The sequence below is a fragment of the Pseudomarimonas salicorniae genome, from assembly GCF_023156535.1.
In the GTDB taxonomy this organism is placed as follows: Bacteria; Pseudomonadota; Gammaproteobacteria; order Xanthomonadales; family Xanthomonadaceae; genus Pseudomarimonas; species Pseudomarimonas salicorniae.
In genome coordinates, this window is the sequence record NZ_JALNMH010000023.1 from 1 (window position 1) to 24,068 (window position 24,068).

21 protein-coding genes are annotated in these 24,068 nt (G+C 70.1%); 15 read left to right on the forward strand and 6 right to left on the reverse strand.

Going from position 1 to position 24,068, the window contains the following annotated elements:
- Positions 1 to 196 precede the first annotated feature (196 nt).
- Positions 197 to 829: a VOC family protein gene (locus M0G41_RS18190; protein WP_248211622.1), complete on the forward strand. Its 633-nt coding sequence runs from the start codon at positions 197 to 199 to the stop codon at positions 827 to 829.
- A 45-nt stretch (positions 830 to 874) separates the two neighbouring features.
- On the opposite strand, the gene M0G41_RS18195 is transcribed toward M0G41_RS18190, so the two are convergent.
- The 3 genes from M0G41_RS18195 to M0G41_RS18205 all read right to left on the reverse strand — a co-directional run bounded on the left by M0G41_RS18195 (position 875) and on the right by M0G41_RS18205 (position 6,868).
- A complete protein-coding gene (locus M0G41_RS18195; protein ID WP_248211623.1) occupies positions 875 to 1,744 on the reverse strand; it encodes a helix-turn-helix transcriptional regulator in 870 nt (289 codons plus the stop codon).
- Between the two features lie 162 nt (positions 1,745 to 1,906).
- Entirely contained in the window at positions 1,907 to 5,734 is a 3,828-nt protein-coding gene (locus tag M0G41_RS18200) for a DUF1631 family protein (RefSeq protein ID WP_248211624.1), read from the reverse strand.
- A 264-nt stretch (positions 5,735 to 5,998) separates the two neighbouring features.
- Positions 5,999 to 6,868, reverse strand: a complete 870-nt coding sequence (locus M0G41_RS18205) for a pirin family protein (protein WP_248211626.1) — start codon at positions 6,866 to 6,868, stop codon at positions 5,999 to 6,001.
- A gap of 125 nt (positions 6,869 to 6,993) precedes the next feature.
- Here M0G41_RS18205 and M0G41_RS18210 point away from each other — a divergent pair, with 125 nt between their 5' ends.
- From M0G41_RS18210 to M0G41_RS18225, 4 genes are all read left to right on the forward strand, one after another.
- Positions 6,994 to 7,467, forward strand: a complete 474-nt coding sequence (locus tag M0G41_RS18210; protein ID WP_248211628.1) for a hypothetical protein — start codon at positions 6,994 to 6,996, stop codon at positions 7,465 to 7,467.
- 361 nt (positions 7,468 to 7,828) lie between these two features.
- On the forward strand, positions 7,829 to 8,311 hold the full coding sequence (locus M0G41_RS18215; RefSeq protein WP_248211629.1) for a hypothetical protein: 483 nt from the start codon (positions 7,829 to 7,831) through the stop codon (positions 8,309 to 8,311).
- A 406-nt stretch (positions 8,312 to 8,717) separates the two neighbouring features.
- Positions 8,718 to 9,233 (forward strand): hypothetical protein, encoded by a 516-nt coding sequence (locus M0G41_RS18220; protein ID WP_248211630.1) that lies wholly within the window; start codon positions 8,718 to 8,720, stop codon positions 9,231 to 9,233.
- Positions 9,234 to 9,290: 57 nt separating this feature from the next.
- Positions 9,291 to 9,815 (forward strand): globin family protein, encoded by a 525-nt coding sequence (locus M0G41_RS18225; protein WP_248211631.1) that lies wholly within the window; start codon positions 9,291 to 9,293, stop codon positions 9,813 to 9,815.
- Here M0G41_RS18225 and M0G41_RS18230 read toward each other — a convergent pair.
- Positions 9,812 to 12,577: a serine/threonine-protein kinase gene (locus tag M0G41_RS18230; protein WP_248211632.1), complete on the reverse strand. Its 2,766-nt coding sequence runs from the start codon at positions 12,575 to 12,577 to the stop codon at positions 9,812 to 9,814. The two genes, M0G41_RS18225 and M0G41_RS18230, sit on opposite strands and share 4 nt — an antisense overlap.
- Before the next feature lie 70 nt (positions 12,578 to 12,647).
- Here M0G41_RS18230 and M0G41_RS18235 point away from each other — a divergent pair, with 70 nt between their 5' ends.
- From M0G41_RS18235 to M0G41_RS18245, 3 genes are all read left to right on the forward strand, one after another.
- Positions 12,648 to 13,571, forward strand: coding sequence for a GGDEF domain-containing protein (locus tag M0G41_RS18235; RefSeq protein WP_248211634.1), 924 nt, complete (start codon positions 12,648 to 12,650; stop codon positions 13,569 to 13,571).
- Complete coding sequence (locus M0G41_RS18240) at positions 13,564 to 14,133, forward strand: GNAT family N-acetyltransferase (RefSeq protein ID WP_248211636.1); 570 nt, start codon at positions 13,564 to 13,566, stop codon at positions 14,131 to 14,133. The genes M0G41_RS18235 and M0G41_RS18240 overlap by 8 nt, the downstream gene beginning before the upstream one ends.
- Positions 14,134 to 14,346: 213 nt before the next feature.
- The gene (locus tag M0G41_RS18245) at positions 14,347 to 16,653 is read left to right on the forward strand and encodes a S8 family serine peptidase (protein ID WP_248211637.1); all 2,307 of its coding nucleotides are present in this window, start codon (positions 14,347 to 14,349) and stop codon (positions 16,651 to 16,653) included.
- A 35-nt stretch (positions 16,654 to 16,688) separates the two neighbouring features.
- Here the strand turns inward: M0G41_RS18245 and M0G41_RS18250 are convergent, their stop codons facing one another.
- Complete coding sequence (locus tag M0G41_RS18250) at positions 16,689 to 17,393, reverse strand: pirin family protein (protein ID WP_248211639.1); 705 nt, start codon at positions 17,391 to 17,393, stop codon at positions 16,689 to 16,691.
- A gap of 76 nt (positions 17,394 to 17,469) precedes the next feature.
- Positions 17,470 to 18,660, reverse strand: a complete 1,191-nt coding sequence (locus M0G41_RS18255) for an acyltransferase family protein (protein WP_248211640.1) — start codon at positions 18,658 to 18,660, stop codon at positions 17,470 to 17,472.
- A gap of 158 nt (positions 18,661 to 18,818) precedes the next feature.
- Between M0G41_RS18255 and M0G41_RS18260 the strand changes: the two genes are divergently transcribed.
- From M0G41_RS18260 to M0G41_RS18290, 7 genes are all read left to right on the forward strand, one after another.
- On the forward strand, positions 18,819 to 19,694 hold the full coding sequence (locus M0G41_RS18260; RefSeq protein ID WP_425511279.1) for a LytTR family DNA-binding domain-containing protein: 876 nt from the start codon (positions 18,819 to 18,821) through the stop codon (positions 19,692 to 19,694).
- A gap of 44 nt (positions 19,695 to 19,738) precedes the next feature.
- Positions 19,739 to 20,554, forward strand: coding sequence for an NADPH-dependent 7-cyano-7-deazaguanine reductase QueF (gene queF / locus M0G41_RS18265; protein WP_248211658.1), 816 nt, complete (start codon positions 19,739 to 19,741; stop codon positions 20,552 to 20,554).
- A 55-nt stretch (positions 20,555 to 20,609) separates the two neighbouring features.
- The gene (locus M0G41_RS18270; protein ID WP_248211644.1) at positions 20,610 to 20,972 is read left to right on the forward strand and encodes a hypothetical protein; all 363 of its coding nucleotides are present in this window, start codon (positions 20,610 to 20,612) and stop codon (positions 20,970 to 20,972) included.
- 254 nt (positions 20,973 to 21,226) lie between these two features.
- On the forward strand, positions 21,227 to 21,775 hold the full coding sequence (locus M0G41_RS18275) for a GAF domain-containing protein (RefSeq protein WP_248211646.1): 549 nt from the start codon (positions 21,227 to 21,229) through the stop codon (positions 21,773 to 21,775).
- Between the two features lie 66 nt (positions 21,776 to 21,841).
- On the forward strand, positions 21,842 to 22,306 hold the full coding sequence (locus M0G41_RS18280; RefSeq protein ID WP_248211648.1) for a methyltransferase family protein: 465 nt from the start codon (positions 21,842 to 21,844) through the stop codon (positions 22,304 to 22,306).
- A 130-nt stretch (positions 22,307 to 22,436) separates the two neighbouring features.
- Positions 22,437 to 22,979 (forward strand): lipocalin family protein, encoded by a 543-nt coding sequence (locus M0G41_RS18285; protein WP_248211654.1) that lies wholly within the window; start codon positions 22,437 to 22,439, stop codon positions 22,977 to 22,979.
- 50 nt (positions 22,980 to 23,029) lie between these two features.
- Positions 23,030 to 23,833 (forward strand): polysaccharide deacetylase family protein, encoded by an 804-nt coding sequence (locus tag M0G41_RS18290; protein WP_248211656.1) that lies wholly within the window; start codon positions 23,030 to 23,032, stop codon positions 23,831 to 23,833.
- Positions 23,834 to 24,068: the final 235 nt, after the last annotated feature.

Genomic DNA, 24,068 nt, shown 5'->3' on the forward strand with positions numbered 1-24,068 from the left:
AAGCTGCTCACCGCTGCCTGGACCCTCGTCAAAAGCCCAGAAAAGTACGACGGGAGCAGGCTGTTCCCGAGCCAAGAAATCGCTTGACAGGGAACAGAGTGTCTACATTCGGGTGTTGTGGAATGTCTGCTTCGCGCCCATCCCGGTCGGTTGACCGGGTAGGGAAATTCGCCCTGCGTCGTCGCACAATGTCGCCATGCGCCGCCGCGGTCGACCGCCTGTTGAGGATCTTCTGACACCCGCCGAATGGCGGGTGACGGACGGGGTCAGGCACGGGCTGAGCAATCCGCAGATTGCGGCGCGGCGCGGCGTGGGTGTGGACGCGGTGAAATACCACGTCAGCAACACGCTGCAGAAGCTCGGCCTTGCCGATCGCCGCGCCCTGCAGCTCTGGGCGGGTTTGCCGAGGGGCTGCGCACTGTCCAGTTCACAACCGGGAGAATGCGACGTGGATGCAGAACTGAAGCTGGGACCGATCGGCCAGATCGCGCGGACCGTCAGCGACACCGCCGCCGCCGAGCGTTGGTACCGCGAGGTGCTCGGGCTGCCTCATCTGTTTACCTTCGGCACCCTCGCATTCTTCGATTGCGGCGGGGTCCGGCTGATGCTTTCCCAAGGCGAGGCCGGCGCAGAATCGCTGATCTATTTCCGGGTGTCCGACCTGCCGGCCTGCTGGAAAGCCCTTCAGGAACGTGGCGCCAAGGGCGTCAGCGCCCCCCACCGAATCCACCAGCACGCCGATGGCAGCGAAGAGTGGATGGCCTTCATCGAGGACAACGACGGCCGGCCGATCGGTCTGATGTCGCGGGTCGCGGCCAGCGCAGCATAGGCCTGCGTGCGATCGTCGCCCGCCCGGTGCACTCCGCCGAGGACATCAGGCCAGACCTGCCTGAAGCACCGCCCCGCCCAGTCCCCGGTACTGCGAGGCCGACATGCCGGTCCCGGCGCGGAACATGCGGGAGAAGGCGCTGCGGTTCTCGTATCCCACCTCCAGCGCCACTTCGTCGACCGATAGCCGCGTCGTGGCCAGCAGGCTCTTGGCGCGGGAAAGACGGAACTGCTGGCGGAGCTCACCCGGGGTCGTCTCGAACACGCTGCTGAAGGTGCGCACGAACTGGCTGGGCGAGTAGCAGGCCATCTCGGCGAGGCGGGCTACTGGAACGCGTTCGCCGCCTTCCATCTGCAGCACGCTGCGCGCCAGAAGCAGGCGGCGTAGCGTCCGCGAACGGTCGAACTGGGTACGGCCCGGGGTACGCGACAGCCAACGCGCGTGTCGGTGCTGTTGATCGGCGGCGATCCCGAGCAGGAACTGGTCAAGACGGCAGTCGAGGTCGAGCTCGCCTGCGCCGGCCAACGGGCGGCGCAGGGTGCGCACCAGTCCGGCCGCGGGCAGGCCGCACTCCGGATAGAGCATGCGCCGGCGACTGGCCGCGTGCCCGGCCCGGCCGCGCAGGCGCTCGTCGAGCTGCGCGCTGGAGAAAGCCAGGGCCAGCATGCTGACCGGACCCTCCAGGTGCAGGCTGACCCTGGCGTCGCGCACTACGCACAGTCGCCGCCGAGGCAGCATCACCTGCGCGCCGCCCAGCTCCAGCCAGGCCGTGCCCTGCAGCAGCAGCCAGACCGAGCTGCATTCCTGACCGTGGAATGCGCTGCCCGCCGTCGGTCGTCCGGGCGCCGCGCCAAGGGCCGGGAAGCGAGCCGCCAGCCCGTCGGCGTTGCCAAGGAAGATCCGTGCCGGTTTCATCGTCACCCCCGCTCTACGAAATCGTTCGTTGATCGCACGGAGACTTGTTACGAAAGTTTTCGTCTTTCGTCAAGCACGGGACGCTGCGGAGAGATCCGCCGGGACGAAACGGTGAAGGGATCAGGCTCGGGCAATGTGGCTGGCGAAACCTGCCGCCGCCGATCAATCGAGGTGCTGGGTCAGCGGCTGCGGCGTCTCGATGTAATAGCCCTGGGCGTAGTCGAATCCGATCTCGCGCACGAGGTCGAGGGTCACCTTGTCCTCGATGTGCTCGGCGACGGTCATCTTGCCGAGCATGTGGGCGACCTCGTTGATCGAGCGGGCGAGTGCGAGGTCCTGCGGGTTGGTGGCGATGTCCTTGATGAAGGCGCCGTCCACCTTGACGATGTCGACCGGCAGGCGACGCAGGTAGTTGTACGAGGACCAGCCCGATCCGAAGTCGTCCAGCACCATCGCGATGCCGGCTTCGTTGAGCCGACGCATGCCCTCGCTGGCCGCAGCCAACTGCTGGATGGCGGCCGTCTCGGTCAGCTCGACGCAGAGCTGGTGCATGGGCTGCGGCTGGGCACGCAGGGTCTCGATGATCTCGCCGATGAACTCGGGGTCGACGACGTTGTGCGCCGACAGGTTGAAGGCGATGCGGAAGCTGCGCGAGGCGTCGCTGGCCATCAGGTGCAGCCCGAGCTGCTGCAGCACGAAGCGGTCGATGGCCGTGATCTGGCCGTAACGCTCGGCCGCGATGATGAAGTTCTGCGGGGTGGTCATGCCCTCCTCGCTGCGCATGCGGAGCAGCACCTCGAGGTAGTCGGGGCCGGCCTTGGCCTTCTCGCTCAGCGACTCGGCGCGTTGCCCGAACAGCACCAGCTGACCCTGTTCCAGGGACTGCTCGACCTTGCCCACCCAGTCGACCGTCTCGCGCATCTGGCTGAGACGGAAATCATCGATCTGGTGGACATAGGTGCGACCGCGACCGAGCTCCTTGGCCGCGCCGCAGGCACGCTCAGCGTCGCGCAGCAGAGCCTCCCCGCCGCTGCAGTTCTCGTCGGCGACTACGACGCCGATGCTGACCGAAAGTCGGAAGCGCTTGCCCTCCCAGTGCGGGTCCATGTCCTCCAGCTCGTCGCGCAGCCGACCGGCGACCATCTCGGCCAGCGGGCCGTCGCAGCGCGGCAGGACCATGACGAACTCGTCGCCGGCCATGCGCGCCACGTATGCCCGTTCGGGATCATGATCGTGGGCCAGCTCGCCAAGGGTGGTGGCAAGCAGCTTGAGCGCGTGGTCGCCGCCCTCCATGCCCAGCGTCTGATTGAGCATGCGCTGGTAGTCGGCGCCGACCCAGAGCACCGCCAGCGGCGGCCGGTGGCGGGCATTAATCCAGGCCAGCAGCCGGCGATCCAGCTCCTTGCGGTTGAACAGGCCGGTCAGCGGGTCACGCGAGGCCTGTTCGGCCAGCTCGTCGTGCAAACCCTCCAGCATCCGCCTCCAGGCGCGTTCGACGACGGTCGATTTGCCGTCCTCCAGCAGGCTGACCTTGCCGCCGCGCAACAGCTCGAGCAGCTCATCGTCGGCCATGTCCTCGGCCTTGTGGCCGAGCTGGGTGACGAAAACGAAGCGACGCCGGTCGGGCGAGTGCCAGGCCAGCTTGAGCAGGCGTGGAGCTGCCTGGTGGAGATCGAAGGCCAGCCAGTCGCCCGGCTGCATCAGTCGCAGCTGCTGCGCGGAGAGGTCGCTGGTCTCGTCGAGACTGGAGATCAGGGGCGCCGGCGGCGCCTCCTTGCCCGGCCATTCGGTCGCCTTGGCCGAGGCGTCGCGCAGCGCCAGCATCACGGCATCCGCCTGCGACTGCGGGATGGCCTGGTCGCCGGCGAGCCCGGCGCCGAGCTGCTGCATCCACTGTTCCACCCCGGCGAGCAGCGCTTCCCGTTCCGGACGGGAGGCCTCGCCGGGTTCGGACCCGAGGGCCTGCTCGAGCTGGTCGAGCCTGGTCATGTGTCCGGCCCAGGCTTCGCTGTCCTTGCCCTCGCGCAGGGCCGCCAGTACGAGCATGGCGTGGAGGCGGTCATCGAGCAGGGCAGCCAGGGGCTCGGGCAGTGACCGGCCGGCAAAGCGCTCGGTCAGTTCGCGATCGACCAGGCGTCGGGCCTCGATCAGCCGATGCTGGCCAACGCAGGCCTCGACCACCCGGTCCTCGACCGCGCTGCCGGCACGCCGGTGGCGCTTGAGCAGCGCGTCCAGCTCACCGGCCGCGGCGTTCAGCTCTGGGGGCAGCAGGGCAGGCAGCTCGGCCAGCCCCCCGACCACCGCTTCGATGCGCTGGCGCAACTCGCGCGTGGGCGCATCATCGCGCTGCGCGCAAACCACGCTGCCGAACTCCAGCAGCTCGAGCAGCCGGCGGATGGTCTCGCCGCTGTCGCCCAGCCCCTCGGGCCGCAGCTGGGCACCGAGAATCGGAGCGAGCAGGGGCTGGGTCCACTCGCGGAACTGATTCGACAGCAGGGGGTCGGTGCCGATGGCCTGGTGCAGCCTTGCCAGAAGCTCCATGGCCTCGGTCTGCCGGGCATCGGCCTGCAGGCTGCCGCCGCCCAGCTCGGAGGCTTTCTCCACCAGCCTCTGACGGAACTGCGCAGCATCACCGGCCGAGGCGCGGCGTACGGCCTCCCGCAGCAGGTCATCGCTGATCGCGCCTTCGGCGTCGGCGCTGGGGGTCAAGGCCCCGGGGCCGAGCGACCACAGCCTGTGGGCGGCCTCGAGCGCGCTGCGGGTCGGCACCTGCGGCGTCTCGGCCGGCGGCGGCGGCGGCTGGGCCAGTCCGGTGCGCGCGGCGACAAAGGGGCTGGGCGCAGCGGCGACCGGCCCGGGCCTGACGGGAGAAGGCGGTTCGGGTCCTGCGGGGATCTCGCTGGATTGCGGGGTCGAAGGGCCTGGCGACGCGCCCCCGGACTCCGCTGCCTGGCGGGCGGCCGTCGCGGGATCACGCCGGGCGGGTGCCGGCGGCGGCGCCGCCGGCCTTGGACCACCAACGGACTTCTGCGGCGTGCGCAGGCCCGCGCGCAGCAGGGCCATCTGCAGGCCGACGTACAGGCCCGGCACGTCGAGTGCGTCCGGGCGGGCCGCGCAGCGCATCACCAGCTGCTGCAGCGGCGATTCGAGGCCGGCCGAGCGCAGGGCGGAGAGCAGCGCGTCGAGCAGCGACTCGACCGACAGCGATTCAGGATCGCGCTCGGGCTCGACCTGCTGCAGCTCGGCCAGCAGCGGCTGCAGCGCATGCCAGCCGGTCTTGGCGTCGCGCTCGACCCGGCGCAGGGACTCCGACCGGTTCAGCCAGACCTGCATCTCGTCATCGTCGACCAGGCGCAGGGCCTGCGAGCGACGGGCCCGCTGCGGCTGCCGGCCGGGCGCCTCGATGCTGCCGACAATGGCGCTGAGCAGATCGGAGGCCACCGTCGGGCCGACCTCCCGCAGGCGGCGTTCGGCCTCGGCCAGCGGAATGCCGCCGATCTCCCGGGCGAAATCGAGTCGCGCCGGATCCAGGGCCAGCTCACTCTGCCGGAACAGGTTCTCGACCCGCGGGGGAAGATCGCTGCGCAGCACGCGGGCCAGCGCCTCCACCGCGCGGCGCACGACATCCTCGGCGGGCCCTGGGCGAGCGCCGGAGCCGGCCAGAGACTGCTGCAGTCGGTCGAGCTGCTGGCGCTGCCACTCGTTCGGGGAGGCGAGCTCGAGGCGCAGGCCCAGCTCGCCACGCTCCAGCAGGGTGGCGCGCAGCTCAAGATGGACGCGCTCGTCGACGTCCTGCCAGCACAGGTCCAGCTGGCTGCCTGCCGTGAACTGGGGCACCGGGTGACCATCGGTGCGGCGCAGCGTGATCAGGTCGCCATCAAGCCCATGGACGCCCCAGCGCTGCTCCTGGCCGGGGCTCACCGGCAAGCCGAGGCGCGCGGTCGCCGGGGGCCGCGGATGGGGGGCATTGCCGGGTTCAGTCGAAGCCATGTCCCCCTGCAGGATCACCGGTGGCCGGGGCCGGTCGGGTGTGGGTCATCTTGACGCTGTGCTGCGCCACGAAGTGTCTGATCCAATCCTAACCCGAATATTCGGCGCGGTCTTGCGCGGCCCGCGGGTCTGGCTGCGAGGCCGGGAACCGGGGACCTAAGGGTCGCCCGGTCGGCGGCGGCCTGGCACAGGATTCTCGCTGTCGCTGGTCTTCCGGCGTTCCCCACCGGAACGTGCGAGCGAGCGAGGCTTGGGCGGCCAGCCTCAGTCATCACCCGGCAGAGGAATCCATTCGCGATCGTCGTTGGGAGGCAGCGCGAAGCGGCCGGCACGCCAGTCATCGCGGGCCTGCTCGATGCGATCGCGTCGTGAAGAGACGAAGTTCCACTCGACGAAACGCGGGCCCAGTGACTCTCCGCCGATGGCCACCGCCAGGGTCGGTCCGAGCGCCCTCAGCACCGCCGAACCGCACCCGGGCAGCACCGCGAGCTGGCCCGCTTCGACCCGCGTCGTGCCCGACTCCAGTGCGCCGCGGAGGACATACACCGCGCGCTCGCCCAGGCCGTCCGGCAGTCGCGCCACAGCACCGTCGGCGAGCTCCCAGTGCAGGTAGAAAAGCTTCGAGCGCACCGGCACGCCCGCGCTGACCCCCTCGAACTGGCCCGCCACCAGCCGCCAGCGCAAGCCTCCCTCGATACCCGAGGGCAAGGCGTCCTCGCCATGATGGCTGAAGGCAGGTGCGCACTCCTCCTCGGCCTCGGGCAACGCGACCCAGGCCTGAAGCCCATGCATGTGCGCGCCCTCGCGGCGCGCCCGATCAAACCGTTCGGAGTGGCTGATGCCCCGTCCCGCGGTCATCCAGTTGACCTCGCCGGGACGGATCGCCTGTTCGAATCCCAGGCTGTCACGATGGGTGATCTCGCCGGAGAACAGATAGGTCAGGGTGGACAATCCGATGTGCGGGTGTGGCCGCACATCGGCCTTTCGATCCAGCCCGGGCGGGAAGTCCGCCGGCCCCATTTCGTCCAGAAACACGAAGGGCCCGACCATCCTGCGCTGTGGATGCGGCAGCACACGACCGACCTCGAATCCGCCGAGGTCCCGGCGTCGCTGGGGAAGAATCTGCTCGATCATGGCTGACTCCGACGCATGAAGACCATGCAATTAGCATGGCCCGCGGCCTTCCGGAACCCCCGGCACTTCACAGTCTACGATGGCCGCCGTACGATTCGGACTCCTTTACACAAAGGTTGCCCGCCATGCCTGCACTGCGCTACCCGATCCTGCTCGCCTTGCTGCTGGGGGCTGCGAACGCCAGCGCCGCCAGCCGGCACAAGGACGTGACCTTCAGCCCGGCCGGATTCTCCGAGCAGCGCGGGCGCCTGATCGAGTCGCTCAATGGCAAGCTCTACCACGAGATCGGCGACGAGGCGAAGCAGGAGGTGCTGGACGCACTGGATCGCATGTCGGCCAGGCTGAGTGGCGTTTCCAGCATCGATCAGCTCAGCGAGCCGGACAAGGTGGCCGTGTTCAACGACCAGGAGCTGATCAACACCCTGCTCTCCGATGCCGCGGCGGACAGTCGACTCGTCTGCACCCGCGAGAAGACGCTCGGCAGCAACATGCGCAGCAACACCTGCCTCACCGTGGCCGAGCGGCGGCGTCGTCAGGAACAGAGCCAGGAACAGATGCGCCGCCTCCAGCGGCCCAGCGCGCTACCCGCGGGCAACTGATCGACACCCGCCGGGCGGACCACCGCGGAACGGGCTCAAGGCGGGACCCGCAGTACGTCAATTGATGCACCGTGTGCGGGCGCTGGACGGTGTCAACTGCAAGTACGGCAATTGCCGTAGATTGCAGGGACGATTCCGATGGCTATTGAGGCGAAGCTGAGCAGGCCCCGGCCGTCGCGAGCCGCGGCCTGCCGGACACCCATCAGCGCGGTTTGGCGGAGCGGCGCACCATCATGCCGGGTCGTCACCGGACAGGGAGCCGACAGCTGGTCCGACGCCTACCGCAGCATCTACGAAGCGCTTCGTTGCTTTGTTACGAAGCTCTACGTAGTATCGGCAGCTCATCCCGAGGAGCTGTCCCATGCGTCACCCATTCACCTGTTTCGCCCTGGCATTCGTCCTGGCGCTGTCCGCCTGTGCAGCCGACGCAGCCAAGCGCAAGGAACACCAGAACGTAGAGTTCAGTCCGCAGAGGTTCGCCGAGCAGCGCGATACGATTCTCGAAAGCCTGCACGACGAAACCTACACCGAGCTGACAGACGAGAACCGCAGCGCGGTGCTCGCGGCGCTGGCCCGGATGGAGGCGCGGCTGTCCGGTGTCAGCCGTTTCGAAGACATGGACAAGCGCGACCAGACCGCGGTGTTCAACGACCAGGAGCTGATCAACAACCTGCTGACCCAGGCCGCGGCGGACAGCCGGCTGATCTGCAAGCGGGAGAAGTTTGTCGGCAGCAACCGCACCACCAATGTATGCCTGACCGTCGGCGAGCGTCGCAGGTTGGCCGAGGCCGCCCAGGATCAGATGCGCGGCCTGCAGGGCTCCGGCTACCTGCCGAGGGAGTAGGCAGAAAGCAGCACCGGGCCGCCGCACCGGGGTCCGCTCCGGCTGCGGCGGTCGACTCGCTGAACCCCTTCCCAGGCCCGACTTCCAGCCCGGCAGGCGTGGCGCTTCGCCGCCCTCGGGATCGCCATGCACTCCCGCGGGACTGGGCGCGCCGCCCTAGGGAAGTCGGCCGCCTGACGCGCATCACGGCGAGGCTGACTGCCTGGTCACGCTCCGCCAACCTCGGCGCGACCCTGTCCACCCTCGTGGACTCCGACTCCGCCGCAGGCGCCGACGCGAGGCGGCGTGGGCGCAGTCATTCACCCGCCCGGCGGGATGCGCTGCATGCAGCAGCACACCGTCGGCCATCGGCCGTAGCCGCGCGCCAACGCGCCATCATCTTGACGCCGCCACGAGGATCCATGCCATGCAACCTTTGATGCTTCGCCTGGCCCTGGCTGCCGCGACCCTGTCCGCTGGCTTGGCAACGGCTGCCGACGACAGGAAACACAGCCACTACATCTTCAGCCCATCGCACTTCGAGGCGCAGCGCGAGGCGATCATCGAGGACATGCGCGGCAGGACCTATCGCGAGCTCAGCGACGAGGACCGCGACACCGTGCTGGCCGCGCTCGAAAGGATGGCCGGACACCCGGCGGGCGTCAGCCGGTTCGAGGAACTGGACAAGCGCGTCCAGACCACGGTGTTCAACGACCAGGAACTGGTCAACAACCTGCTCACCCAGGCGGCTGCCGACAGCCGGCTGATCTGCAAGCGCGAGAAGTTCGTCGGAAGCCATCGGACCACCAACATCTGTCTCACCGTCGCCGAGCGCCGGCGACTGACCGAGGCAGCCCAGAACCAGATGGGTCAGCTGCAGGGTTCGGGCTATCTGCCACGCGAGCCGCCTCCGGGCGCGCCGTCCCGCCCGGGTGGCCGCTGACCCCGTCCGAGGCGCCCGTTCCCGGTTCCCCCTGCCCCCCATTCGAGGAGACACGCCATGCGACCTTCGACCATTCGCTTCGCCCTGCTTGCTGCGGCTCTGGCAGCGGGCCTCGCCACCGCTGCCGATGACAAGGAACACAAGAATTACAGCTTCAGCCCCTCGCACTTCGAGGCGCAGCGCGAGGCGATCATCAAGGGCATGCGCGGCAAGACCTACCGCGAGCTGAGCGACGAGGACCGCGACACCGTGCTGGCCGCGCTCGACAGGATGGCCGGGCATCTTGAGGGCGTCAGCCAGCTCGAGGAACTGGACAAGCGCGTCCAGACCACGCTGTTCAACGACCAGGAACTGGTCAACAACCTGTTGACGCAGGCCGCCGCCGACAGCCGGCTGATCTGCCGTCGCGAGACGTTCGTGGGCAGCCATCGCAGCACCAACGTCTGCCTGACCGTACTCGAGCGCAAGCGGCTGCGCGAGGCTGCCCAGGCCCAGATGTATTCGATGCAGGGATCGGGCTATCTGCCTCCGGAGCAGTCCGACGTGAATCCGCGACCGATCCGCCAGCGGCCCATTCCCTAGCCGTCCGCGCCGACGCCGCGGCCGGCGGCCGCGTCGAGCTGGCGGCGGGTGCGCTGCAGGGGCGGCGGCAGCGCCTCGATGGGTGGGTCCAGCACCGGCTGGAGCAGGCCCTCGCGCAGGGAGCGTCCTTGCGGAGAGTCGGGCGGCAGGCTCAGGTAGAGGCCGGCGGCGGCACTCAGCGTGCCGAAGGCCTCATCCCCCTGCTCTGCCCGACGGGCAGCCAGGACCGCGGCAAAGGCCTCACGCGCGGCGGACAGCTCGCCCGCGGCGAGATGGATCTGGCCCAGCAGGTCGAGCACATCGATGGTGTCCCGATGCGTGGGGCCATGGCGTTCCCGCCGCGCGTCATACACCGCACGGGCAAGGCGCAGGGCCTCCTCCATCTCACCCCCATGCATCAGCACCGAGGCCAGGCTGGCCCGCGAGAGCAGGGTCTCCGGATGCTCGCGGCCGAGCAGGTCTTCGCGGGCCGCCAAGACCCGGCGCAGCCGCTGGGCGGATTCGGCGCTGCGCTGTGCGCGCAGCGCGTCCGGCTCGCGGTCCTGCACCGAGCGCATCAGCGCCGAGGCGAGATTGGCCTCGGCCTTGATGGTCTGCGGATGCCGCGCGCCGATCTGCCGGGCCCGCGCCTCCACCAGACCGCGCAGCAAGGGGATGGCCTCTTCCGTCCGCTGCAGGTTGATCAGGGTCACCGCCCGATTGTTGACCTGGGTCAGGGTGAAGGGATGCTCCTGGCCGAAGCGCTCCACGGAACGGGCGTAGAGGCGCTCGGACAGCGCCAGGGCAGCCTCCAGATCGCCGGTGCCGGCACGGATCGGCACTGCCGCATTGAGTCCGTCGAGGAGGGCGCCGTCGTCCTGATCGAGCTCGGCCTCGGCGGCCTCGAGCGCCTCGTCGATGACCCGCGCCGCATCGTCGCGCCGGCCTTCGCGCAGCAGGCTGCCGGCCCACTGTGCGCGCAGGCGGAACGCCAGCGCAGGCTCGCCGCCGGCGTCGGCCAGCGGCGCGGCCGCAGCGGCAAGGCCGGCGCTGGCCGCGGCGTAATCGCCGCCCTGGCTGTGCCACTCGGCGCGGGCCATGGCCAGCCGCGCCGCGAGATCGGCCGGCAGCACGGCGCTGGCAGTGCGCCGCGCACGCTCGGCGGCTTCCAGTTCGTCGCCCGCCGCGTCCCGCTCGCCCGCAGCGAGAAGGGCTGTTGCTGCGGCCACCCGGGCCCGCAAGGTGGCCGGGTCAGCCGGCCCCAGTTCATCCGAGCGCAGCGCGGCCACTTCGCGTTGCAGAACCGCTGCGCGTGCGCGGTTGCCGAGGCTGTCGTGCACCTCGGCCAGGGTTTCGCGCAGCTGCGAGGCGAGCAGCGGACGACCGGCGAAGTCGCGATCAATGGCCGATTCGGCGCGGTCGAGCAGCTGGCTGTCGAGCACCCGCCGCGCGAGGTCGATGCCATCAACCAGGTCGAGCAGGCGCAGCGCCGCGGCCTGTTCCGACTCCGGCATGCCGCGAAAACCCGGCGTCAGTCCCGCCTGCTCCCGCGCCAGCGACAGGATCTGCTCGCCCATGGCGGACAGGTCCACATCGCGAAGCATGCGCTGCTGGAAGGCGGCGAGCTGGGCGTTCTCATCGGCCCTGGCCTCGGCCAGCATGCGCTGCTCGCGGGCCTGCTGCAGTCCGTACAGGGCGGTGCCCAGACCTGCCAGAAGGGCGGCGACAGCCAGGGCCGCACTCGCCACCCCCAGCCGATGACGGGCCAGGAACTTGCCCATCCGATAGCGCCGGCTTGGCGGATGCGCGGCGACCACACGGTGGTCGAGGAAGGCACGGACATCGGCGGCGAAGGCATCGGCGCTGGGATAGCGATCGGCGCGATCGTGCGCGGTGGCCCGACGCACGATCCAGTCCAGCTCATGGCGGTAGAGGCGCAGCAGCGCGCCACGCCCCACACCCAGTTCAGCCGCCAGCGCGCCAGCGACCGGGCCGGGCATCTCGCGCAGGCGTTCCGACGGCGCCTGGGGACCCGTCGTGCGGGTGTGCGCGGCCGGGTCCGAAGAGGACCGCAACGGGCGCTCGCCGGTCAGCAGCTCGTGCAGCAGGACGCCCAGCGAGTACAGGTCCGAACGCACGTCCAGCGAACCCAGCGCGGGATTCGACTGCTCGGGGCTCATGTAGTCGACCGTGCCGGCGACCTCGGTACCTTCGCTGTCCGCGGCGGCGGCGATGCCGAAGTCGATCAGCTTGGGCACCGGTCGGCCGTTGACCCGGGTGACCAGCACGTTGCCCGGTTTCAGGTCCCGATGGATCACGCCGCGCTGGTGGGCATGCTGAACACCGTCGAGCAGCTGCAGGAACAGGTCAAGCCGCCCGCGCAGGGAGACCCGATGGGACCGGCACCAGCCGGTCAGCGGCTCTCCGTCGAGGAACTCCATGACCAGGTAGGCCGAACTGTCGGGCAGGCTTCCGGCATCGAACAGCTGGGCGATGTTCGGATGCTGCATCTGTGCCAGAACCTGGCGTTCCACCTCGAACCAGGCGGCCTGCCGGCTGCCGGCGCCGGCCAGCCGCAAGCGCTTGATCGCCACCACCCGTTGCACCGGCTCCAGCTGGACCGCGCGGTAGACCTCGCCCATGCCACCGCGCCCGACAAGGGCCTCGATGCGGAAGGCACCGATACGCTGGCCGGGGGCCATACCCTCGCCGCAGGACCCGGGCTCGGCGGAGGCCAGCGCCTTTGTCGGAAACTCGTCGTCTGGCGGAGTGGATGCGGCCATTCGGGCACCGGCGCCGGGAGCGCCCGATGATACGCTTGCCGGCCAGGCCCGGTGGATGCGACACGGCGGCATGAGCGGCGAGGAAGACAACCCGATCACCCAGCGCACCATGGCCAGTGGCGGCCCGCAGCTCGACGGTGACCGGCGCGCCTGCCTGGTGGTGATCCACGGCGAGGGCCTCGGCCGCCGTGTCGACGTCGGTGAAACGACGGTGCGTGTGGGCCGCTCGCGGGACAACGACCTGGTCATCGCCCATCCCAGCGTCTCCCGCCGGCACTGCGAGATCCGCATCGAAGCCGGTGTCTGCCACCTCCGCGACCTCGGAGCAACCAATCGGACACGGGTCAACGACGTGCCGGTCGAGGGCGCCGAACTGCGCGATGGCGACCACGTCACGGTCGGCGAGAGCCTGCTCAAGTTCATCGGCAGGGAGAACCCCGAGTCCAGCTACCACGCCGAGGTCTACCAGCTGGTCACCCACGACCCGCTGACCGAGCTGCCCAACCGACGCCACTTCACTGAACGTGTCGATGCCGCGATCGCTGCGGCGGTGGAGCAGGGCGAGCCGCTCAGCCTGTGCATCGTCGACGTCGACCTGTTCAAGCCGATCAACGACGGATATGGCCACGTGGCGGGCGACGGCGTGCTGCAGGAGCTGGCCGCACGCCTGCGCCAGCACGCCGGCGACCAGGAGCTGCCGGCGCGCATCGGCGGCGAGGAATTCGCCCTGCTGATGCCGGGCTGCACCCTGCCCGAGGCCCTTGTGCGCGGCGAGGCCCTGCGCCGCGAGGTCGAGGCGCTGCCTTTCCGCATCGAGCAGAAGCCGCACCGGATCACGGTGAGCGTCGGCGTGGCCGACCTGCGCCTTGGCCGAAGCGACCGCTCCAGCCTGATGCGCGCCGCCGACGCCGCGCTGTATGCCGCCAAGTCATCCGGCCGCAACTGCGTGCGCTCGCCCGAACCCGACACGCCCACGGAAAACATCGATGACTGAGCTGCCGCAGATCGACACCGAGCGCCTGCTCCTGCGCCCGCCGCGGATGGAGGATTTCCCGGATTGGGCGGCGACGATGTCCGACCCGGAAACCACCCGCTTCATCGGCGGTGTCCAGACCCCCTCCGAGGCCTGGCGCGGCCTGATGACGGTCGCCGGCGCCTGGAGCCTCACCGGGGTCAGCTTCTTCTCCGTGATCGAGCGCGCCAGCGGCCGCTGGGTGGGGCGGGTCGGTCCCTGGGCGCCGGAGGGCTGGCCGGGCACCGAGGTCGGCTGGACCCTCTCCCGCGCCTACCACGGACGGGGCTACGCACTGGAGGCGGCCACCGCGGCGATCGACTTCGCCTTCGACCGGCTCGGCTGGAGCGAGGTGATCCACACCATCGATCCGCTGAACGTCGCCTCGCAGAACCTGGCGCGCCGCCTTGGCGCCGAACGCATCGGCCCGGGCGCCCTGCCCCCGCCCTACCAGCAGTCGCGGGTCGACATCTGGGCGCAGTCGAAGGCGCAGTGGGGGGCGCGCCGCGTGCATTCCGGCAACCGGATCGCGCAGCCCTCCTGACGCCCGGCCGGGTCCGGCGGGATAGGCTGTGCGGGCTGCCTGCAGGTGGCTGCCAAGGGCACGGCGACGCACGGCGGGCGGAATACGCCCCCCCTTCGGCAGATGGCGGCGCTGTGGCAGCGGCGTCACACTTCGCCGCGCCGGAGGTCTCCGCTCCCGACCGGGCGACGCGCCAGGCCAACGCCCTCCCTTCTGACAAGGTTTTCTCCACGCATGCCCCTGACAATCCGCCCCCTGCGCTCCGCCCTCCTGCTGGCCCTTGGCCTCGCCACGCCCTGTGCCGCACTGGCCGGGGCGAAGCTGTCCCCGACGGTCACCAAGGCGATCGCGGAGAGCGGCCAGGCCGACGTGCTGCTCAAGCTGGCCCCGGCCGAACTCCCCGCGCTATCGCCGGCGGTGGGTCCCGCCGGACAGCGCCAGCGCACTGAACAGGTGGTTGCGGCGCTGAAGGCGCACGCTGCGCGCAGCCAGGCGCCGCTTCTGGCCGAGCTCGACAGGCTGGGCATCGATGCGCGCCCGCTCTGGCTCGGCAACAGCATCGCGGCCAGGCTCGATGCGGATCAGCTCGCCGCCCTCCGCGAGCACCCCTCCCTGCTGCGCATCGACAGCGACGCGGCGCGCAAGGTCGCCGACCTCAAGCGCGAACCGGCGAGCAAGTCGGCGGCTGCCGTCGAGCCGCACCTGACCGCCATGCGCGTGCCCGAGGCCTGGGCGCTGGGCGCCCGCGGGCGCGGTGTCGTGGTCGGCGGCCAGGACACCGGCTACCAGTTCGACCACCCGGCCCTGCGCGACCGCTACCGCGGCTCCCGCGACGGCGGCGCCAGCCACGACTACCACTGGTTCGACGGCGTGCGCGCGACCATCAACGGCGGGCAGAACCCCTGCGGTTTTGCCAGCCCGACTCCGTGTGATGACCATATGCACGGCACCCACACCATGGGCACGGCGATCGGCGACGGCGGCGAGGGCGCTCGGATCGGCGTCGCCATCGAGTCGCAGTGGATCGGCTGCCGCAACATGGACTCGGGCGTCGGCAGGCCATCGACCTATCTCGCCTGCTTCCAGTTCCTGCTGGCCCCGAGCCGGGTCGACGGCAGCGACGCCCGCCCCGACCTGGCGCCGGCAGTCACCGTGAACTCCTGGGGCTGCCCACCGGGCCCGCCACCACTGGGTGAGGACTGCTCCCCGGACAGCTTCGACGGCGCTCTGGCCGCGGCCGATGCGGCCGGGCAGCTGACCGTGGTCGCCGCCGGCAATGGCCAGCCCTTCTGCGGCAGCATCGACGATCCGCCCTCAACCTCGCCGCACGCCCTGGTGGTCGGCGCCACCAGCAATACCGGCGGCATTGCCTCCTTCTCGCTGTGGGGGCCGGTGGCCGGGCCCAACGGCCCTCTGCTCAAACCTGACATCAGCGCCCCCGGGGTGGCCATCCGTTCGTCCCTGCCCGGTGGCGGCTACGGTCCGGCCAGCGGCACCAGCATGGCGACGCCCAATGTGGCCGGCGTCGCGGCACTGATGCTCGGCGCCAATCCGCTGCTCATCGCCCAGCCGCAGGCGACCTCGGACCTGCTGCGCGGCAGCGCCATCGCCAGCGCCTTCCCCGGCAACTGCCCCGGGTTTCCGGGCAGCGCGGTGCCCAACGCGGTGTTCGGTCACGGCCGCGTCGATGCCCTGGCTGCGGTGAATGCGGCGACCAGCCTGGCGGTCAGTCCGGCCCACGCCGGAGCCTGGTATGACCCCGCGCGTCCCGGTGAGGGCTGGATCCTGCAGATCAACGATGCCGGCACGGCCACCCTCGTCTGGTACAGCTTCAGTGCCGAGGGCAGCGGAAAGCAGGCCTGGTACATCGCCGCCGAGGGCGCCATCTCCGGCGCCGGCATCCGCTTCGACGCGGTGAGCGCGGTGCGCGGCGGCCGCTTCGGCACGGGCTTCGACGCCAACGCCCTGCGCTATGACGACGTCGGCAGTCTGAACATCACGTTTGACGGCTGCGACCGCGCCAGCCTGACCTTCTCTTCGACCGCCGGACTGCCGGACCTGCAGCGCCCGCTGAGCCGGCTGACCCGGCTTCGTGGCCTGCCCTGCGGCCAGCCGCTGGCGGCCAGCAGCCCGGAGGGCGCGGCACGCAGCGGCGCCTGGTTCGATCCGGCGCGCAGCGGTGAGGGCTGGATCATCGAGGCCCTTGACGCCGGCGCCGTCGCGCTGACCTGGTTCACCTTCGACCCCAGCGGCGCTCCGGCCTGGCTGTACGGCGTCGGCACGCTCGAGGGCGATGCGCTGCGCATCGACGATATGCGCCGGGTGGAGGGCGGCGGCTTCGGCGGCGACTTCGATCCCGCCGCGGTACGCGATACCGCCTGGGGCACCCTGCAGATCGACTTCAGCGGCTGCGACGGTGCAAGTCTGCGTTATGCGGCGCTGGACGCTGCCTGGGGCGAAGGCGGCTACACGCTCAGCCGGCTGACCCGGCCGTTCGGGCTCGACTGTGCGGCGACAGCCAAGGCTGCGGCGTCGCCCTGAGCGATCCCCGGGCGCCGGATGGGCGCCCTCGCCGGCTACCCGGGAGGCAGATCGAAGAGCAGCACCTCGGCGTCCTGCCCGCGGGCGAGCTGCAGGGCAGCCTCATCGACCAGCTTCATCGCATCGCCCGCTTCCAGTAGCTGGCCGTTGGCCTCGATCCGGCCGCGGGCCACGTGGAGATAGCCAAGGCGCCCGGGGGCGAAACGATATATTCCTTCCTCGCTGCCGTCGAAGAGGCCGGCGTACATCCTGGCGTCCTGCTGCAGGCGCACCGAGCCGTCCGCGCCATCCGGGCTGGCGACCAGGCGCAGGCGGCCGCGCTTCTCGGCCTCGGGGAAGGCCTTCTGCTCGTAGCCCGGCGCGCCACCGCGACGCTCGGGAATGATCCAGATCTGCAGGAAGTGGGTGGTCCCGACGGGGTCGTGGTTGTACTCCGAGTGCAGCACGCCGCTGCCCGCGCTCATCCGCTGCACCTCGCCGGGCACGATGCTTGCCGCGTTGCCCATCGAGTCCTTGTGCGCCAGGGCGCCCTCCAGCACGTAGCTGATGATCTCCATGTCGCGGTGGCCGTGCTGGCCGAAGCCGCTGCCCGGCACGATGCGGTCCTCGTTGATCACCCGCAGCGGGCCGAAGTGGACGTGCTCGGGATCGTGGTAGTCGGCAAACGAGAAGCTGTGCCAGCTGTCCAGCCAGCCGTGGTGGGCGTGGCCGCGCTCGGCGGCCTTGCGAAGGGTGATCATGACGGGCTCCGCTGCGGGGTCGAATCTGCCCAGCATGGGCTCGGGCCGGCGGGCGATAAAGACCGCCGGCAGCAACTCAGCGTTGCGTGGGCGTCACCGCGGCGACGGCCTGGTCGCTTGTAGTCGCCGAGCCGGCCCGCGGCAGCCGCTTGAGGCCGAACAGCGGCCGCAGCCAGCGCACCCGGCGCACCGCCTCGAATCCGGCGAAACAGAGCAGCACGGTGAGCAGGGTCAGCAGCGGGCCTTCCAGCGCCGGCGCCCAGCCCAGCGGGCGCAGCTGCCAGGCGATCATGATGATCAGGGTCTGGTGCAGTATGTAGACCGGAAACACCGCCTCGGACAGATAACGCAGGACCGGGCCGTCGCCGGGGGCGAGGCGCCGTGCGAAGCCGAGCACGGCGAGGATGCAGGACCACTGCTGGACCGCCCAGACCCCGCGCTGGCCGTAGCGCAGCGCGGCCATGGGCTCGCCCTCCGGCGCGTAGGCGGTGAAGTACCAGGCGATGTAGGCCCAGCTGCCGAGCGCCAGCCCCAGCGCGACCCAGCGCAGCCGCTCGATCGCCGCCCAGGCGGCCTCGGCGCGGACCAGCCAGAAGCCGAGCAGGAACAGCGGGAAATACTGGGCATGGTTGTACCAGTCGTCGACCAGGGCATGGGTCGATTCGAAGGTTCCGACCAGCAGCAGGCGGGCGGCCGCCAGCCAGGCCAGAGGCCAGAGCAGCACGCCCCAGCCGTCGAACAGCCGGTCGATCCGCTCGGCGATCGCCTCCATCCCGCGAGGGAACAGGGCGAGCAGCGCAGCCAAGGCCGCCGTGTAGACCCAGAGATAGGCGACGAACCACAGATGGTTCCAGGTCGGCGTGGTCAGGCAGTCCTCGCCCCGGCACAGCCCGCCGGACAGGTAGAGGCCATAGAAGCTCGCCAGGCCCTGGTCGAAACCGGCCTTCTCGACCACCTCGTAGTAGGCCTGCGGCACCACGATGACGAACATGCCGAACAGCAGCGGCACGAGCAGGCGCCAGGAACGCGCGGCAAGAAAGCCGCGCGACGACTTGCCGATGAGGAAGCCGGTCGCCACCCCCGAGACCAGGAACAGCAGGGACAGCCGCCAGGGCGCACTCAGCAGCATCAGCGGCTCCAGCGCGGGGCCGGCCTGGGGGCTCTTGATGTGCCAGTCCCAGCTCACGTAGTACATGCCGACGTGGTAGAGCACGAGCAGGCCGAAGGCGGCGATGCGCACCCAGTCGAGGTCGTGGCGGCGTTCCATGACATTGCGCTCCCGGCGGTTCAGATCGCTCGAGGCTGCCCGCGACCGCGACCGGCTGCCATGGCCAAGTGATTGATCCCGCGACTTCGGGGACGAAACGCGGGCGGGTGGGGACGAATCGCGCGGCAGGCCGCGCGCAGGTTCGTAGAATGGCGTCCATGCCGGCCACCCGCCCCACCGCCTACGAACGCTTCCAACCCTGGCGGCGGGCCTTCGAGCTGGGCTTCTGGGTCCTGTTCCTCACCGGCAACAACCTCGCCAACATCGTCACCGTCCTGATGGACATCGAGCGTGCCGGGCTCGGCGAGCGCTACCTGCCCTGGGAGGTGGTGGTCTGGGAAACCAGCAGCACCCTGCTCTGGGCCCTGCTGATCCCGGCGGTGGTGGTGTTCTCGCGGCGCTATCCGCTGGACTGGGAGAGCTGGCGGCGCCATCTGCCGCTGCACCTGCTGGCCAGTGTCCTGGTCTGCCTGGTCCACGTGGGCGGCATGGTCGCCCTGCGCCACGCAGCCTACGAGGCGATGGGTGCCCGATACGACTTCGGCGACTGGGGGGTGGAGCTGGCCTACGAGTACCTGAAGGACGCCCGCAGCTACTTCCTGCTCATCGTGCTGCTCGAGTTCTACCGCCTGCTGCTGCGCCGCTGGCAGGGCGAGGCCAGCCTGCTCTCGGCGCCGGACGAGGGCCTGCCGGTGGAACCGGTCGAGCGGCCCGAGCGCTTCCTAGTCCGCAAGCTCGGCCGCGAGTTCCTGCTGGCCGCGCAGGACATCGAGTGGATGCAGGGCGCCGGCAACTACGTCAATCTGCGCGTGCGCGGTCATGACTATCCGCTGCGCAGCACCCTCGCCGGCATCGAGTCGCGGCTTGACCCGGCGCGCTTTGCGCGGGTCCACCGCAGCTATCTGGTCAACCTCGACCAGATCGCCTCGATCGAGCCCACCGACAACGGCGACGCCCGCCTGCATCTGCGCGATGGCAGCGTCCTGCCCTGCTCGCGCACCTACCGCGATGCGCTGCGCCAGCGGGTTGCGTGATCACGCCGGCCGGGCCATCGAGGACGGATAATGCGCCGATGAGCCTGCCCACCGCCGCCGACTCCAGCCTCGGCAAGACCACCGAGTACCGCGAGGACTACGATCCCGCCCTGCTCTTCCCGATTCCCCGCGCCGGCAACCGCGCCGCGCTCGACCTCGCCGGCGTGCCGCTGCACGGCGTCGACGTCTGGAACGCCTACGAGCTGTCCTGGCTCGCGCCGGGCGGCCTGCCCCGGGTCGCCCTGGCCGAGCTGCGCGTGCCGGCTGACTCGCCGAACCTGATCGAATCGAAGTCGCTCAAGCTGTATCTCAACGGCTTCATGCAGTTCCGCGCCGAAGGCCCGGAGATCATTCGCGCGATGATCGAGCGCGACCTTTCGGTTGCCGCGCGGGCGCCAGTGTCCGTGGACCTGCTCGATGCCACGCAACTGCCCGAGTCGGGACTGCCCGAAGGCGACTGCATCGACGATCCCGCCATCACCATTGACCACTACGGCCCGCCCGACGCCGAGCTGCTGCGCTGGGGCGGCGAACGCGCCGAGCAGCGCCTGGTCTCGCATCTGCTCAAGTCCAACTGTCCGGTCACCGGCCAGCCGGACTGGGCGAGCGTGCAGATCCACCTCGACGGCCCACGCCTCGACCGCGCCGCCCTGCTGCGCTACCTGGTCGGCTTCCGCCGCCACGCAGAGTTCCACGAACACTGCGTCGAGCGGATCTTCTGCGACCTCTGGCAGCGCACCCGGCCCGATCGCCTCAGCGTCTACGCCCGCTACACCCGCCGCGGCGGCCTGGATATCAATCCGTTCCGCTGCAGTGATCCGCAGGCCCGGCCGGACAACCGCAGGCTGCCCAGACAGTAAGGCGAACCCGCGGGCTGTGTTTGCCCTTGGCTCCCCACGCGAACGGAGCTCCAACATGAGTCATCTCACAGACATCGATGCCGCTCCCATGGTCAACCGCGGGGCCATCATCCTCCGCCCTGCTCAGCCCTATCTCGACTGGGCCGCCAGCCTCGGCGGCGGAGGCCCGCTTCCCTCTGCGGACGGCGAGCAGGCGGTCTATCTGGTCGACGAATGGGAGAACGACCGCAGCCAGCAGCGCATCCTCCAGCGCTGCTTTGCCGAGCTCTTCGAGCAGGAGCTGGGGGCCTGGTGCACCGATGAGTCGCTCTGGCCGAAAAAGCGCGACCTCGCGACGTTCAAGAAGTGGTTCCGCGTGGAGATGCACTCCCTGGTCGTCGACGTCAGCGCCGAGCCGCTTGAGCTGGTCGAATCCTGACAGGCGGAGCGGTGTTCCGGTCCGCGGCCGGGGGCCTGCCCAGCGACTGACACGCGGCCCTCCGATGGAGGTGGGCGAGACCGCTCGTCAGCGGTTCACCTCGTCGCAATCCGTGCGTCGGGGCGGGTTGGGTCGACGGCGGTATACGCCGAACGGAAGGCTGCGTTCCCGTGCAGAATGCGGCGTAGAATCGTCGACACCCTTCCGGTGCGCGTCGCACGAACCGGCAGCCCAGTGAAACGGAGTGCTTGGCCATGTGGCGACATCAATCACTCGAGGTTCCAGCGATGGCCGACGCCCGCGGCGACGCGTTCCTCTCCAGCGTCGCCGCCGAACTGCGGCAGCTGAAGGCCAAGGGCGCGCCGCGCAAGGCGCTGCTGGAGCTGCTGACCAGCGCAGCCGAAAAGGTGGGCGGTTCGGGCGCGGTGGTGTCGATCATGCTGCTGGATGAGACTGGCCTGCTGCGCAACGCTGCCGCGCCCAACTTGCCCGCCGACTATGTGGCCGCGATAGACGGGCTGAAGCCCGATCCGGGACTCGGCACCTGCTGCGCTGCGGCGGCCACCGGCGAAGTGGTGCTGACCCCGGACTTCCTCGCCGACGACAAGTGGGCCGAGCTGCGCCACCTGCCCCTGTCGCTCGGCTTCCTCGGCGCCTGGAGCGTGCCGATCCGCGATGCCGAGGGTCGGGTCCTAGGCACCCTCGGCACCTATTTCCGCAGCCGGCGCTCGCCCGGCATGGACGAGCGCCGGCTGGTTGAAGGGCTGGCCGGGCTGGCCGGCGTGGCCCTGGGCGCGGAATGAGTGCTGCTGCACGTTGGGCCGCCGACCGGCCCCGATCAGGAATCCGCAATCCGGTTGCCGACCGCCATGGCCGCGCTTGAGCTTCGCGTTCCACCGCTTGCCGTGCTGGGCCTGGCCGTCGCCCTCCTCGCCGGCATGGAATGGCTGGCGCCGAGCCCGGGCGGGGTGCCCTTGGGGCTGCGCCCGGCACTGACCACGCTTCTCGTCCTCAGCGGTGCCGCGGTAGCCCTGTCCGGCGTGCTGTCCTTCCGCCGCCAGCGGACCACGGTCAACCCGCTGAGCCCGGATCAGGCCTCATCCCTGGTCTGCTCCGGCATCTACCGGTTCAGCCGCAATCCGATGTATCTCGGCTTCCTTCTGCTGCTGGGCGCCGCCGCGGCCTGGCTGTCCAGCCTGCATGCCCTGTGGCTGATGCCGGCCTTCGTGCTCTATCTGAACCGTTTCCAGATCGAACCCGAAGAGCGCGCGCTGGCCGCCCGTTTCGGCGCGGAGTTCAGCGCCTACCGGCAGCGGGTTCGCCGCTGGATCTAGTGTCCTGTCCCGCGAGTACATCGCAGAACTCGCCAGGCCTGCGCCGCCGAAGCTGCGTTGCGCGGCGTTTCCATACGGCGCCTTCAAGCGATGCGGTGCATGCTCGGGGTGGATTCGAAGGAGTCACGCCATGCGCCTGCTGCCCCCGATACTCGCCCTGTTCCTGCTCGGCTGCGCCTCGGCGCCGCCGCGCGACCTGCCGCCGCTGGCCGAGGTCGACCTGCCGCGCTTCATGGGGGCCTGGCACGTGATCGCCAACGTGCCGTACTGGCTGGAGGAGGGTAAGGTCGCCACCCGTGACGAGTACCGATTGCGCGAGGACGGCCGGATCGAAAATGTCTACGTCTTCCGGCGCGGCTTCGATCGGCCGGAGAAGCGCTGGGAAGGCGTCTCCACGGTCCAGCCGGGCAGCGACGGCGCGCGGTGGAGCGTGCAGTTCGTCTGGCCATTCAGCGCTGACCTGGAAGTCCTTGAGATCGATCCGGACTACCAGTGGGCGCTGCTCAGCAATCCCCGCCGCAGCCTCGCCTGGCTGCTGGCTCGCGACCCGGCGATGAGTGAGGCGCGGTATGCCGAGCTGGTGCAACGCTTCCGTCGCCACGCGGTCGATCCGGCCCGCCTTCTGCGCGTGCCCCAGTTCCCGGAGCAGGTCGGCCAGCCCGGATTCCAGTAACTCCGGCCGCACGCGGCTACCATAGGCGCCTGTCCGTCTCTGCCCGCACCATGCCCGGCTGTCCCATCCTCACCTACCACTCGCAGCTGCTGTTCGGAAACGACTACCGCAACAACTCGCATGTGGGGCTGGCGGCCGACCTCGAGGTCATCGCCGCATCCGGCCGGCAGATCATCGGCCTGCGCGAGCTGGTGGCGTCCCTGCGCGGCGCGCGGGACCTGCCGCTCGACGAGCTCGTCTGCATCACCTTCGACGACGGCCCGGATTTCGACTGGCTGGACATCGAGCACCCCGAGCACGGCCCGCAGCCCTCGTTCGCCACCCTGCTGCGCCGCCACGCCGCGGCGCATCCCGGGCAGCGGCCGATCTGCGCGACCAGCTTCGTCATCGCCGACGCTGGCGCCCGGCATGAGATCAGCACCCAGGCCATGGGACGGGAATGGATGAACGACCACTGGTGGCGCGAGGCGGCGGCCAGCGGCCTGCTGCAGATCGACAGCCACGGCCTCGACCACCGCCATCCCTGCCTTGCCCCGGGTGATGCCGACTGGGGCCACTTCCACGCCATCGCCGACGAGGTCAGCTGCGCACAACAGGTCGATGCCGCGAATTCGATCATCGCCGAGCGCAGCGGCCAGCCGCCGCGGATCTTTGCCTACCCCTATGGCCAGGCCAGCGAGTACCTGCGCAGCGAGTACCTGCCCCGCCACGGCCAGCGCCTCGGCCTTGAAGCCGCCGTCAGCATCGAGCCCGGGCATTTCCACTGGGACAGCGATCCGTGGTTCCTGCCCCGCTACGTGTCGCTGGCCCACTGGCACAGCCCCGAGGAGCTGGCCAGCCTGCTGCGCGGCTGAGGAGCGGGCCGGGCGCGAACCAGACATCCATAGGGTGCGGCTGGCCGCACCCGGCGTACCGTACGAACGCCCGTGTCGGTGCGTCCAGGACGCACCCCATGGGGCTTCGCTCACGCCCAACGAAGCCCGACTGTAGATGCTATGCGGGCCGTCCGCAGTTAAACCTCTAATTGGGACCAACCAACGGAGGCGAACATGCGAACGGCCCGCGAGTGGGAAGTGTATGTCGGAGAGG

What these genes read in the sequence shown, in the direction of transcription:
- M0G41_RS18190 (WP_248211622.1), top strand. Translation starts at nt 197, where the DNA reads ATGCGCCGCCGCGGTCGACCGCCTGTTGAGGATCTTCTGACACCCGCC.
- M0G41_RS18195 (WP_248211623.1), bottom strand. Translation starts at nt 1,744, where the DNA reads ATGAAACCGGCACGGATCTTCCTTGGCAACGCCGACGGGCTGGCGGCT.
- M0G41_RS18200 (WP_248211624.1), bottom strand. Translation starts at nt 5,734, where the DNA reads ATGGCTTCGACTGAACCCGGCAATGCCCCCCATCCGCGGCCCCCGGCG.
- M0G41_RS18205 (WP_248211626.1), bottom strand. Translation starts at nt 6,868, where the DNA reads ATGATCGAGCAGATTCTTCCCCAGCGACGCCGGGACCTCGGCGGATTC.
- M0G41_RS18210 (WP_248211628.1), top strand. Translation starts at nt 6,994, where the DNA reads ATGCCTGCACTGCGCTACCCGATCCTGCTCGCCTTGCTGCTGGGGGCT.
- M0G41_RS18215 (WP_248211629.1), top strand. Translation starts at nt 7,829, where the DNA reads ATGCGTCACCCATTCACCTGTTTCGCCCTGGCATTCGTCCTGGCGCTG.
- M0G41_RS18220 (WP_248211630.1), top strand. Translation starts at nt 8,718, where the DNA reads ATGCAACCTTTGATGCTTCGCCTGGCCCTGGCTGCCGCGACCCTGTCC.
- M0G41_RS18225 (WP_248211631.1), top strand. Translation starts at nt 9,291, where the DNA reads ATGCGACCTTCGACCATTCGCTTCGCCCTGCTTGCTGCGGCTCTGGCA.
- M0G41_RS18230 (WP_248211632.1), bottom strand. Translation starts at nt 12,577, where the DNA reads ATGGCCGCATCCACTCCGCCAGACGACGAGTTTCCGACAAAGGCGCTG.
- M0G41_RS18235 (WP_248211634.1), top strand. Translation starts at nt 12,648, where the DNA reads ATGAGCGGCGAGGAAGACAACCCGATCACCCAGCGCACCATGGCCAGT.
- M0G41_RS18240 (WP_248211636.1), top strand. Translation starts at nt 13,564, where the DNA reads ATGACTGAGCTGCCGCAGATCGACACCGAGCGCCTGCTCCTGCGCCCG.
- M0G41_RS18245 (WP_248211637.1), top strand. Translation starts at nt 14,347, where the DNA reads ATGCCCCTGACAATCCGCCCCCTGCGCTCCGCCCTCCTGCTGGCCCTT.
- M0G41_RS18250 (WP_248211639.1), bottom strand. Translation starts at nt 17,393, where the DNA reads ATGATCACCCTTCGCAAGGCCGCCGAGCGCGGCCACGCCCACCACGGC.
- M0G41_RS18255 (WP_248211640.1), bottom strand. Translation starts at nt 18,660, where the DNA reads ATGGAACGCCGCCACGACCTCGACTGGGTGCGCATCGCCGCCTTCGGC.
- M0G41_RS18260 (WP_425511279.1), top strand. Translation starts at nt 18,819, where the DNA reads ATGCCGGCCACCCGCCCCACCGCCTACGAACGCTTCCAACCCTGGCGG.
- M0G41_RS18270 (WP_248211644.1), top strand. Translation starts at nt 20,610, where the DNA reads ATGAGTCATCTCACAGACATCGATGCCGCTCCCATGGTCAACCGCGGG.
- M0G41_RS18275 (WP_248211646.1), top strand. Translation starts at nt 21,227, where the DNA reads ATGTGGCGACATCAATCACTCGAGGTTCCAGCGATGGCCGACGCCCGC.
- M0G41_RS18280 (WP_248211648.1), top strand. Translation starts at nt 21,842, where the DNA reads ATGGCCGCGCTTGAGCTTCGCGTTCCACCGCTTGCCGTGCTGGGCCTG.
- M0G41_RS18285 (WP_248211654.1), top strand. Translation starts at nt 22,437, where the DNA reads ATGCGCCTGCTGCCCCCGATACTCGCCCTGTTCCTGCTCGGCTGCGCC.
- M0G41_RS18290 (WP_248211656.1), top strand. Translation starts at nt 23,030, where the DNA reads ATGCCCGGCTGTCCCATCCTCACCTACCACTCGCAGCTGCTGTTCGGA.